Source organism: Streptomyces sp. R-74717, from assembly GCF_047305335.1.
Classification (GTDB): Bacteria; Actinomycetota; Actinomycetes; order Streptomycetales; family Streptomycetaceae; genus Streptomyces; species Streptomyces atratus.
The window spans coordinates 9061907-9073551 of record NZ_CP102361.1 but is presented as its reverse complement, the minus strand read 5'-3'; the positions used below and the strand labels follow the sequence as shown (position 1 = coordinate 9073551).

At 68.3% G+C, this 11645-nt stretch carries 6 protein-coding genes and 2 pseudogenes; 2 read left to right on the top strand and 6 right to left on the bottom strand.

The features are described 5' to 3' along the window. Positions 1–69 precede the first annotated feature (69 nt). Entirely contained in the window at positions 70–1116 is a 1047-nt protein-coding gene (locus tag NRF20_RS40925) for a glutathione S-transferase family protein (protein WP_398629453.1), read from the bottom strand. Then, positions 1113–2627: an MFS transporter gene (locus NRF20_RS40920; RefSeq protein ID WP_398629454.1), complete on the bottom strand. Its 1515-nt coding sequence runs from the start codon at positions 2625–2627 to the stop codon at positions 1113–1115. Before NRF20_RS40920 ends, NRF20_RS40925 begins: the two co-directional genes overlap by 4 nt. A 663-nt stretch (positions 2628–3290) precedes the next feature. Between NRF20_RS40920 and NRF20_RS40915 the strand changes: the two genes are divergently transcribed. Further along, on the top strand, positions 3291–3854 hold the full coding sequence (locus tag NRF20_RS40915) for a hemerythrin domain-containing protein (protein WP_266365866.1): 564 nt from the start codon (positions 3291–3293) through the stop codon (positions 3852–3854). Positions 3855–3973: 119 nt separating this feature from the next. Here the strand turns inward: NRF20_RS40915 and NRF20_RS40910 are convergent. The 3 genes and pseudogenes from NRF20_RS40910 to NRF20_RS40900 all read right to left on the bottom strand — a co-directional run. Next, positions 3974–4060 (bottom strand): annotated as a pseudogene (locus tag NRF20_RS40910) (ABC transporter permease); the annotation flags it as partial. Positions 4061–4310: 250 nt separating this feature from the next. Then, the gene (locus NRF20_RS40905) at positions 4311–4832 is read right to left on the bottom strand and encodes an SMI1/KNR4 family protein (RefSeq protein WP_398629455.1); all 522 of its coding nucleotides are present in this window, start codon (positions 4830–4832) and stop codon (positions 4311–4313) included. A 443-nt stretch (positions 4833–5275) separates the two neighbouring features. After that, positions 5276–9103: pseudogene (locus NRF20_RS40900) on the bottom strand (DNRLRE domain-containing protein); the annotation flags it as partial. A gap of 376 nt (positions 9104–9479) precedes the next feature. Here NRF20_RS40900 and NRF20_RS40895 point away from each other — a divergent pair. Continuing rightward, complete coding sequence (locus tag NRF20_RS40895; RefSeq protein WP_398629456.1) at positions 9480–9725, top strand: hypothetical protein; 246 nt, start codon at positions 9480–9482, stop codon at positions 9723–9725. A gap of 188 nt (positions 9726–9913) precedes the next feature. Here the strand turns inward: NRF20_RS40895 and NRF20_RS40890 are convergent, their stop codons facing one another. Continuing rightward, positions 9914–11602, bottom strand: coding sequence for a hypothetical protein (locus tag NRF20_RS40890; RefSeq protein WP_398629457.1), 1689 nt, complete (start codon positions 11600–11602; stop codon positions 9914–9916). Positions 11603–11645 lie beyond the last annotated feature (43 nt).

Genomic DNA, 11645 nt, shown 5'->3' with positions numbered 1-11645 from the left:
CTCGTGATCGCTGCCGACTCGACAGGGCCCTGCCCCCTGCTTCGGCAGGAGCCGCCACGGGCGCCGGGTTCAGGGACGCCCCGACGGCGGGACTGCCTCCCCGGGCGGCACCGGACCCGGCGGGGTGCCGTCGCCGAACGGGCGTCCGCCCAGCTCTTCCCGGTGGTGCGGGTTCAGCCAGCCCGACAGATCGGGGCCGACGGGCACGATGCCGGTGGGGTTGATGCCCGTGTGGACCCGGTAGTAGTGCTGCTTGATGTGGTGGAAATCGACCGTGTCGCCGAAACCCGGGGTCTGGTACAGGTCTCTGGCGTACGCCCACAGGACGCGGTCCTCGGCCAGCTTCGAACGGTTGCACTTGAAGTGTCCGTGGTAGACGGCGTCGAAGCGCACCAGTGTGGTGAACAGCCTGATGTCGGCTTCGGTGAGGGATTCGCCGACGAGATAGCGCCGGTCCGCGAGACGCTCGGACACCAGGTCCAGGCGGCCGAACACATCCTGGTAGGCGGCCTCGTATTCGGACTGCTGCGCCGCGAAGCCCGCGCGGTACACGCCGTTGTTGACATCGCGGTAGATGCCCTGCATGACCTCGTCGATCTCGTCACGCAGGGCCGCGGGATACAGGTCGGGGGCGCCCTGCCGGTGCAGCGCGGTCCACTCGGTCGCGAAGTCCAGCGTGATCTGCTGGAAGTCGTTGGTGACGAGTCTGCCGCTGGGTACGTCGACGATCGCGGGCACGCTGACCCCGCCGGGGTAGTCCCGCTCCCGTGCGTTGTACGCCTCGCTCAGGTAGCTGATGCCGAGCACCGGGTCCCTGCCGCCCTCGTCCAGGGTGAAGCGCCAGCTGCGGTCGTCCTGGATCGGATCGGCGACGGCCAGGGAGAGGGCGCTCTCCAGCCCGAGGAGCCGCCGGGACACGAGTGCGCGGCTCGCCCACGGGCAGGCGCGGCTGACGACCAGCCGGTAGCGGCCGGCCTCGACGGGCCAGCCGTCCCGGCCGTCGGCGGTGATGCGGTCGGCGAAATGGCTCCTGGACCGTTTGAAGGCCTTGTGCCCGTACTCCGCGTTGCCATCGGTCCCTGCGGTGGTGGTCGCGTTCGTCTCGCTCTCCTTCATGGCGTTCTCCCTACGGACGGACTGCGGACGGACCGATGTGCACGACTCCTGCTGCGGCGCTCCCCGCGCACATCAGCCAGCCCGATGAGCAGAGCGACCAGGACGAACGCGACCGCGACGACGAGCCCGTGGTCGTACGCGGTGGCCCACCCTCCGCCGCCCACTTGGGCGAAGAACATCGAGCCGACCGCGGCGATCCCGATCGCGGACCCGACGCGCTGGCTGGTCTGGAGGGTTCCGCCGGCGCTCCCCGCCCTGGCCACCGGCACTCGGGAGAGGGTCAGTGTCTGGTTCGGGGCGACGACCAGGCCGCTGCCCAGACCGGCCAGGAGCAGCGGAGCCACCATCGCCCACCCCGCGCCCCGCCCCGGCACCAGATGCACAGCCAGTGCGGTGGCCGCCAGCCCCACGGCCACCGTGGTCAGCCCGGCTACGACAAGGGAGCGCCCGAATCGGCCGACCATGCGGCCGCCGGGGGTGGCCGCGACGGCCGCGCCCAGCGCGAAGGGCGTGATGGCAAGTCCCGCCTGCAGGGCGGAGTAGTGCAGTCCGCTCTGCAGGTAGAGCGTGGTGATGAAGAAGATCGAGGTGAATCCGGCGAAGTACATCAGGCTCAGCAGACAGCCCAGCCAGTAGGAGCGGACCCGGAAGAGCGACAGGTCGACGACCGGTTGCGTGCCGCGTCTGCCGCATCGGGATTCCCAGCCGACAAAGACGGCGAGCAGCGCCACGGCCACCGCGATCAGCAGCCACTTCCGGTTGCCGGGCCACTGCTGCGACTGCACGAAGGGCAACAGCAGAGCCAGTACACCCGTGCCGAGCAGCAGCACGCCGAGGGGGTCGAGGTCACGCAGGCGCACCCGGCCGGCCGAGGGGGTGTCCGGGAGCAGGCGCCGGGCAAGCAGCAGGCAGACGGCGCCGAGCGGCAGATTGACGTAGAACACCCAGCGCCAGCCCTCCTCGGCACCGGCCGCCTGGATCAGCAGGCCACCGGAGAGCGGGCCGACAGCGGTGGAGATGGCGACCACGCTGCCGAACATGCCGAAGGCCCGGCCGCGCTCCTGGCCGGAGAACATCTGCTGGATCAACGCGGAGATCTGTGGCGAGATCATGCCTCCGGCGAGGCCCTGCACCAGACGTGCGATCACCAGCCAGAGGCTGGACTGAGCGGCTCCGCAGGCTGCTGATGCCAGGGTGAACAGGGCGAGCCCGGCCATGAACACAACGCGGCGTCCCCGCGCGTCACCGAGCCGTCCCGCGGGGATCAGGAACAGGCCGAAGGCGAGCGAGTAGCCGGAGAGGATCCATTGCAGGTCGGACTCCGGGGTGTGGAGCCCTGACCGGATCGACGGCAGGGCGACATTGACGATGGATACGTCCAGCAGGGTCATGAACCCCGCGATCAGACACACCGCGAGCGCCTGCCACCGGCGCGGGTCGGGGGTGCCGGGGCCGGGGGCAGAGTGAGCGTCCCACCCCGTAGCACCCCAGTGAGCTGCACTCTCTGCCATGGCTCGCACCCTAGGACCAAGGGCCCCGATACTCATCCCGGCAGGGCCGCGACGGCGGTTTTCCGGCATCCGTTTCAGTGGACGGGAGGCAGCAGGCGCAGGAAACGGCCGTATCTCAGGGGAAGGACACGGCCGTCGACGGTCCGCACGGGCTCCGGACCGCGGCGTTCGAGAACCGATGGGCCCTGCGACGCGCTTCGTCGTCGACCACGCTCCCTGCCCGGTCCTGTTGGTCTGGCCGGAACCGCCGCCCGGCGTCGAATCACTGCCACAGCAGCCGCACCCTTGACGGCTCGGCCTTGTCGTCCGGTGATCAGCCGACGAGGCCTTGTCGACTGCCGAGGGCTTCACCCGGCTGCCCGGTGCACCGGGTGATTCTCCCGCCGCAGTGCGGGCTCCGGCCACGGTCGGCAATGCGGGATCGGGAGCGCACGCAGTGGCGCTGAGGTGCGGTGCAGCCCGGCCGGGTACAGGGTGAGGGCATGAGCCCGACCCCGCCGTTCGTGAGACACAGGTCTCGAAGACCCGGGGCGATCGTCGACAACCCAATGGGGCCGATCGACGAGGAGTCGAAGCCCACCCATACGAGCTGAAAGCCCAACAGGCTCCAGGAAAGCAGGGCCCTGCGTGTCCGGGGACAACGAAACCGAGGAAGTGATCGTCATGGGACACGGTGGCAACGTGATCGCGGAACTGACGGCCGATCATCGTGAAGTGGAGGAGCTGTTCCGACAGATCGAAGCACAGCCTGTCGACCATCCGCAGCGACGGGACCTGGCTGACCGGCTGACCGCCGAACTGGTGCAGCACTCAGTGGCCGAGGAGATGCACCTGTACCCGACCGTGCGCAAGCACGTCCGTAGCGGTGCGGAGCTGGCGGACAAAGAACTTGCCGAACACACCAAGATCGAGCGCATGCTCAAGGACCTCGAAGACCTGAACGCCGACGATCCGCAGTTCAACGATATCGTCGCGAAGCTGAAGCTCGAGTTCGCCGCCCACCTTCGCGAGGAGGAGAACGACCTCTTCCCGAAACTCGCAGCCACCTGCTCACCCGAGAAGCTGGACGAGCTGGGGCAACTGGTCCGCCGAGCCAAGGAAACCGCGCCCACCCGCCCGCACCCCGCCCTCCCCCACACCCCGCCCGCCAACAAGTTGATCGCCCCCGGCGCAGGGCTCGTGGACCGCGTACGCGACCTGCTGAGCGGCCGCAAGACCACGGGCTGAACCGTTTCGGTACTCACTGGGTTCCGACAACACGTACGGCCCGCTCGAAGCAGTCGCGTTCACATGCGCAGACCCTCCTGACCCGACCGTCGTCACCGCGAGCCCCTGACCCCCACCGGTCAGATGCGGCTGCCGGAGGTGGTGTCCGACGACAGCCGTTGGGCGAGGTAGATCGGTATGACGGACAACAGGACGAGCACGGCGGCGTCGAACAACGGAGCCCCACCAATGGATGGTGGGGCTCCGTTGATCGTTCCGTCGGCAGCAGGGGAACTGAGCATCAGGCTGGGCAACCGACGAAAAGGATCCCCTGCGGAATTCGTTGCAGTGCTTCAGAATAGGGATTGCTACTGAATCCCGGGAAGCGATCAACAACGCGGCTCAGATGATCACGGGGAAATCCTCACACGGTGGTATCCCCTGTCACCAGGACCGAAGAAACCACCGTTTTCATTTTCAGGGCAGGAATTCGTGGAACGGTCCGTCAGGCGCGAAGTTGCGAGAACACAACGTCACGTCTCTACCCCTGAGATAAGCCAGCAACCACTCACTGAACGTCATCTCGTGGAGAGTCCACGCCGGACTGTCCATCTCCTGGACCACGACGCGCCAGGGCGACGAAGGGCCGTCGGGAACGCGAAGGAAAATCCATTCCCCCGTCATGGCCGACGCCACCGGCATCAACTCGCCGGGGTTCGCCCCTGCCGGACTGGGCAGGTAAGCTGCCATGTCCTCATCGCGCCAGAGCTCGAGATCCAGCCTGATGTCCTTTCCCAGGCTGTGCAGAAGATGGCCGGCGGGGTGCTTCAGATACAACTGCCCGTTGATCGAGATCGAACCGTAGGCGTCCACGATCTCACGGAAGTCCGCAGGGAATTCGATGCCGAGTTCCTGCTCCAGTTCGATCCATGGCGCCGGATCCGACCAGTTGAACCGGGGTTCACCCAACAGGGCTTGGATCTCTGAAAGCGTTGCCACCACTAGGCCCCTTCTAGCACGTCGAACCGATGCCGGTACTGGAGTTGATCGCAGTGCACGAGTAAGTGTCCACGATATCTCCCTGGGGCCCGTATGCGGTCATTCCCACCTGGACGAGTGCCCTGGAACTGGCCTCGTCCGCGGACGGCATCAGCATGCTGCCCAGGGCCGCCCCCGCGTCCGCCAGATTCTGCTGGCCCTGCGGAGTCGACGCGTAAGCGGCGGTACCCAGGAGTGCTGCCGCCGCCCAGTAGATGGCCGGGATCGCGAAGATGAAGTGGCCGTCCAGCTCGACGAGGCTGGTGGGGTTGCCGCCGGTGAAGGCGTAGCGGTTGCTGGTGTACGGGTCCGCGCCCAGGCTCATGTCGGCGAGGGCGCCGTTGTACATGTCCCGGGTGGTGAAGCGGTTGAGACCCGGGTTGTAGTCGCGGAAGCTCATGTCGTTCGTAGCTGACGAGCGTGGTGTTGTTCTCGGCGTCCGTCGCGGAGACGACCAGGGAGTCCTTGTCGTAGGCCTTCTTGGTGGTCTTGCCGGCGGCGTCCGTGACCGTGGTGACCCGGTGGTTCAGGTCGTAGGCGGTCAGGGTGGTGTAGTCGGCCGTGCCGGCGGTGGCGTTCTTCTTCGGGTCGACCACCTTGGTGGTGTTGCCGACGTTGTCGTACTCGTAGCTGACCTTGTCCCCGTTCGCGTTGGAGACTGAGGTGAGCTGGTAGATCTCGTTGTAGTAGTTGGTCGTGACGAAGTCCGTCGCGTCCGCCGTGGTCAGCGTCCCCTTCGGCTCGGTCGTCGTCTTGAGGTTGCCGACCTTGTCGTAGGTGTAGAGCGTCTTCCGCTCGTCCGACGTCGTGGTGTACTTCGGCGCGGTCGCCGAGGTCATCTGGTCGGCCGCGTCGTACACCGCGCCGTTGGGCGCCGTCGACGTGGTGACGTTGTCGTTGGCGTCGTACACGGGAGCCGGAGCGGTGATCATGTCACCTGCGGCCTGGCCCTTGGGCTCGGTCTTGACCAGCGGGCGGCCGTAGACGTCGTACGTCTGCGTGGTCTTCTTGCCCAGCGCGTCGGTGACCTCGGTGACCCGGCCGCGCTCGTCGTAGACGAACGTCGACGAGTTGTTCAGCGCGTCCGTCATCGTCCTCGGGAAGCCCGTGGGCCCGAAGCCGCTGTTCTTGTCCGCGTTGCCGTTGGCGTCGGTCGCCCTGGTCGGCTGGCCGTAGGCGTCGTACTCGTACGACGTGGTGTAGTCACCCGCCGTCGTGGTGGCGACGCCCTTGGGGTCGGTGACCGTCTTCAGGTTGCCGAAGGTGTCATAGCCGAACTGCCACTTCCGGCCCTTCGGGGAGGTCTTGGTGAAGAGATCGGCCGAGTAGCCGTCGGCACGGGTCTGGTACGCGTACCGCGTGGAGTTCGCCGGGTAGGTGCCCGGGGCGCACTCGCTCTGGGTCGGCACGCCCGCCTTGTTGTTCTCCGCGTCGCGCTTCCAGAGCGGGTAGCCCGTCTTCTGGTCGTAGCAGTACGCGGTCTTGGCGCCGTTGCTCTCCTCCGTGTACGTGACGTTGTTGTCCGCGTCCCACGACAGCTTCATCGTCTGCGACTTGGCGTTCGTCGACTGGACGGCGCGGCCGAAGTCGTCGGTCACGTAGTCGGAGGCACGCGACTCGGCGTCGGTGAACTTGGTGTCGGTGAACTTGGCGTTGCCGCCGTCCACCGCGTACGTGATGCCCGTGGTGCCCTGGAGACGGTCGGTGACCGTCTTCGTCCACCAGTGGTACTTCGGGTCGTCCCCGGTCTGCGGGAAGTTGTACGTCAGCGACGTGGCGTTGCCACGCGGGTCGGTGACCTTGACCAGCTTGACGTTCTTGTTGCCCTGGGTGGCGTCGTACTCGAAGCCGAAGACCTTCGGCTGGGTGGACCCGGCGCCGTCGGTGACCTTGGTGAGCAGGCCCTTGTCGGAGTACTCGAAGGTGACCTTGCGGCCCGAGATGTCGGTCATCGACTTGATGTGGTCGATGATCTTCGGGTTGTTGCTGTCGGCCTTGGAGTAGTAGTCGACCGTCAGCGACTGCCGGCCGGTCGGGTCGGTGATGTACTTGAGGAACTTGGTCGGCTTGTTGTTCGACTTCCGTTCCTCGTAGGTGTACGTCTGGGTGTTGCCGTTCTTCTCGACGATCGACGTCATGTAGCCGTCGCAGCCGAACACGAACCGGGTCCCGTCGGGACGGGGCATCGTCCAGGCGTCGGGGATCGGGTCCTTGAGCGGGGTGCAGTCCAGACCGGGCTTGGCGGCCAGCTTGTAGTGGACGCCCGCCGGGGCCTTCCAGGAGCCGTCGGGCTGCTCGCGGAAGACGTGGGTGGTGCCGTCGCCGTCCGGGAGCCTGATCTCGGTCGGATGCGGCTTGGGGTGGAACTCCAGCGGCGCGCCGAGCCGGATGGGTCCGGCGGCCTGGAAGGACCAGCCGGGGCCAGAGACCGTGTCGGAGGTGTCGAGGCTGTTGTACGCGAACCGGGCGAACGTGGTGACACCGCGGCCGGGGTTGGTGAAGGCGTTGTACTGCCAGACACTGTTGCCGGACGCCAGGTTGTTCATGACGGTCGAGCCGGCACCGGTGTTCTTGCCCGTGTAGACGTAGAACTTCTCCATGCCGAGCTGGTTGGAGGTCGGGTCCTCCACTGCCACGTTCTGCTTCAGGCCCGGGATGCCCGCGGTGCCCGAGGCCCACGTGCCGGCCGTCTTGTTGTAGACGTCCCAGGTCAGGACGTAGTCGGTGCGCTTGTTGCCGTTGTCGGAGTTGATCGGGGTCTTGACCTGCGCCTGCAGGCTGGCGGAGCCATCGGGCACCACGTTGCCGGGCAGCGCCGTCTGGATCTGGTTGCCGCCGCCTGTGACGTCGGTGCCGTCCGGCAGGGCCCACTTGTAGGTGAGGACCTGATCGGCCGCGTTCCACGTCGACGCGGTGGTGTTGGTCAGGGTGAAGTCGACCGTGTCGTCGGTGTTCGGCGTCATTCGCGCCGGAGTCTGCGGCGCGTAGTACGTCGACTCGGTGGTGGAGTCGATGTACGTGACCACGATGCGGGGGCGCAGGCGCTGCTCGGTGCCCTCGGAGGACAGGAACAGGGTGCGCTCCTGTGAGGCGGCCTGGTCGGCCATCTTGAGGACCACGCCCTGCTGGGAGGCCGGGGTGGTCACCCAGGACTGGGCGAGCGAGGTGACGTTCCAGTCGTGCCGGACCGGGTCGTTGGTCATGGCCCCGGTGTCGGCCGTCACAGCGCCGAAGTCACCGCCTGCGGTGGTCCAGTTGGTGCTCGCGTTGGCCTTGACCCAGGTCGCGGTGGCCTCGTCGAAGTCCCGCGTCAGCGGGCGCAGCTCGTAGATCGCGCCGGTGGTGTCCTGGGCGGTCTGCGTGCTCCACAGCCGCACGTTCGCGTCCAGGACCCGGGCCGTGGCGGGGATGCCGAGGGCCGGGAACTTCAGCAGGGCGCGGGTGTCGCCGTAGGTCGCGGAGTTGTTGCCGACCGACAGCCAGTTCTTCGGGCCGGCGTCGTCGATCGTGTCGTGCGTGAGCGTCGTGCGGGCCGAGGACAGGCTGGTGTCCTGCGTCGCGTCCAGGACCTTCGTCGTGCGCCCCGCCTTCGGCAGCCGTACCAGCTGCGTCGGAGCGGCGACGACCTGCCCGTCCTTCGTCTTGACCGCGACCATGTGGTAGTACGCGCGGCCGAACGGATCGGGGGCGTCCGCCTTCGTCGGCACGCCCGTGGTGTCCGTGAACGCCGTCACCGTGGACGCGACTGGCGAGACGAGCGTGGCGGCGGAAGGAGTGAAGGTCTGGTTGATGGAGCGGTGGACCTGGTACTCGACGATGTCGTCGCCGGTGTTGATCGGGTCCTGGTCCTGGTACACGGACCAGGACAGCTCCGCGCCCGTGTCGTGGATCGTGGTCGGGGCGGCGAGGTCGACGCCCTGACGGCCGAAGGTAAGTACCAGACGGGGGTAGTTGGCCGTTTCGCCGCCGTACCCGAACTCGCTGCCCTCGTAGCGCGGACCGCCCTTGGGGCCGTTCGCGCTCTCGTCGCCGGCCTTGATCACGAAGCCGTTGTTGGCGTTCGTGCCGTCGATCCAGGACTGTACGGTCCTGGTCACGGGGTAGGTGTGCCAGGTGTTCAGCTCGCCCGGCTGCTTGGTGACCACGCCGCCCTTGGTGAACCGGACCGCGTCCGCGATCACCGAGCTCGTGAACGTCGGCCTGCCGTGGAGGAAGACCGTGAGCGTTCCGCTCGGCGCCTCCCCGATCGTCAACGTCACCCTCGGCGAAAAGGGCGGCACGGCCAGCTGCACCCCGACCGTACGTGGCAAGCACGTCCAACGCGCCACCGCCACCGGGGCCTTCGGCCGGACCACATGCAGCAGTGAACTCCCCACCCGCGAAGCGTCCGCAGCCGCTGAAGGAGCCCAGCGACCCCGCACCTCTTCGACCCCACCATGGGGCTGATCACGGGCACGGTCACCACGGAAGAGAAGACGCGGCTCGGCGCACAGGAGTGCGGTATCAATCGCCTCGACGCTGCCCAGACGGGAAAGGTAGTCGGTGGATACGTCCACGTAGGGCTCGATCAGCCCCGCTGCGGTCAGGACGCGGCGGGAGGCATCACCGATGCTGCAGCACGGTGTGGAGGGCTCCCAGGAGCTGGTCGGCTGCGGTGTCCTGCAGTGTGCCGTTGGTATCGTCGATGGCCAAGCTGCGCATGCCGAGTATCAGTCGGACGGCCGGCGAGCCGTCGGGGCGGTGCCGGCGTTCGGTCTGATCCTGGGGGCCGGAGTGCTGAGGGCGGGCGACCGCAACGTCGCCGGACCGGACACCGTGCCGGCCAAGAGCGCGGCGGAACGCGGCGGGAGCTGAACACGGCCGGGCGAGCCCATGGCACCACAGCGGCACGGGTGCGGCAGGTGCCCCGATTCCCGGAGGTGAAGGCCTCCTGGGGATCGGGGCGCCTGCCGCGTTCGTACGTTGCGCGGGGCGCGGGCGGACCGGTCCGGTCCGCCGGCCGGTTACGCAGCCGGTTTCTCAGTGGTGTCCGAGCCGGTTTCTCAGCCGGTGCAGGTCACCTTCAGCGCGGATATCGCGTGGTGCTCGTAGTTGTTGTCCTCGCCCCGGTCGTGCAGTTGCACGGAGAGCTTCTTGGCGTCGACGGAGAAGGTGCCCGGCACGTTGTACCAGGTGCCGCGACGCTCCTTCTGGCGGACGTAGTAGGAGCCGACCAGGTTGCTGGTCCTGGGCAGGAACCGGTCGTACACGGTGTAGTAGCTCGGGTTGCCACCGACCCGCACGATGTCGGAACTCCCGGGCACGTGGACGGAGATGCTGCACTTCCTGGCGGTGGCGGGCAGGTCGAACAGCCAGGTGGCCGATCCGCCCGAGTCCTTGGAGGAACTGCCGGACATGGGCATGGAAAGGTACTTCCCCGCGCAGCCGTAGCCGCCGAAGCCTCCGCTGTGGGTGGCCCAGCCCTCCTTGCCGTCGCTGTAGTAACCCGACTTCTGGAAGCGCTGGGTGGGGCACTCCGGTCCGGACACGCCGCTGTACACCACGGCGGGTGCCGACTTGGGCGCCGAACCGGCCGAGGGGGCCTTGGTGGGAGTGTCCGAGCCCGTGCCGGCGGGGGCCTTGTCGCCGGAACCGCTCTTCGCCGTACTGTCGGCCTCGCCCTTGGTGCCCTTGGTGCCCTTGGTCCCGGCCTCGGCGGAGCCGTCCGCGGGCTTCCGCCCGTTACCCGTGTCTGCGCGTACGTCACCGACGGGGCCCTTGTCGCCCCGGGCCGGGGTGCCACCCGGCTTGTCTGCACCGGCGGCCCGCTTGCCCTCGGGACTGTCAGGGTCGGTGTCCGGTACGTAGCCGGCTGCCCGCCCGTCCCCCTTCCACGCCGCCGCCGCTTCGCGGCTCTCGGGCTTGGCCTCGTCCTTCTGGGCGCCCGCCACGACAAACGGGGTCGCCAGAAGCAGCGCACCGGCGAAGGCTGCCGCGACCACCATCGGGCGCGACACCCGGCCGGGGCGCTCCGGGGCGCCGCCCTCCCCTGCCGCGGCATCGCCGGGAGGGCTGGACGAAGACGCGGCGGAGACGGCGGCCGTGGTGGTGGCCCGACCGGCCGCGACGGCCGCCGTGGTGCAGCCGGCCGTCGCGGCAGCGGCAGCCGGCTCCGTGGCGGTCCTCTCGGAAGCGGTCTCCTCGGAAATTGCCTCCTCCGATGCGGAGCGCCCCCCTGCGGGCGTCGGTTCCGCGGCGGCCGTCGCGGACGACGACGTGCTCGCCTCGGCCGTCTTCCCGGCGGTGCTCTCCGCGACACCCGACGAGGCCGCGGAGGCAGTGCCCGCAGCAGTGGTGATGGCGGTGGTGGCCACCACCGCGGCCCTTCCGGCCGTCGGCGTCGCCTCTTCCTGGGCAACCGCCGAGTCCTCACCGCCCGGTTGTTCCTCGGGCTCGGACGTGGTCCTGCCGATGGAGACCCCGGCCGCGTGCACCACCGCCGGGGTCTGGGCCGCGGGTTCCCCGGCCTCCTCCGGGCCGGACTTCGACGAGGTCGGTGTCCGCGCGCCGCCGTCCTTGCCGCCGGTGACCGAAGTGCCCCCGCCCTCTGTCACCGTGCGGGACGAGGGCGCGGACGGGGCACCTATGCTCCCGGGAACCGCGCCCTGCGAACTGTCCGGAACCGTTCCGCCCGAGGCCCCGCCCCGGCCGTTGCCGGACTCACTCTCCTCGCTGGACCGCTCTCGCTTCACAGGTCGCCCCTCTTTCCCTGTCATTGATTCTCTTCATTCTCTT

Excerpts from the sequence above, each read along its gene's own strand:
- NRF20_RS40895 (WP_398629456.1), top strand. The coding sequence starts at position 9,480 with ATGCTGCAGCACGGTGTGGAGGGCTCCCAGGAGCTGGTCGGCTGCGGT.
- NRF20_RS40915 (WP_266365866.1), top strand. The coding sequence starts at position 3,291 with ATGGGACACGGTGGCAACGTGATCGCGGAACTGACGGCCGATCATCGT.
- NRF20_RS40920 (WP_398629454.1), bottom strand. The coding sequence starts at position 2,627 with ATGGCAGAGAGTGCAGCTCACTGGGGTGCTACGGGGTGGGACGCTCAC.
- NRF20_RS40925 (WP_398629453.1), bottom strand. The coding sequence starts at position 1,116 with ATGAAGGAGAGCGAGACGAACGCGACCACCACCGCAGGGACCGATGGC.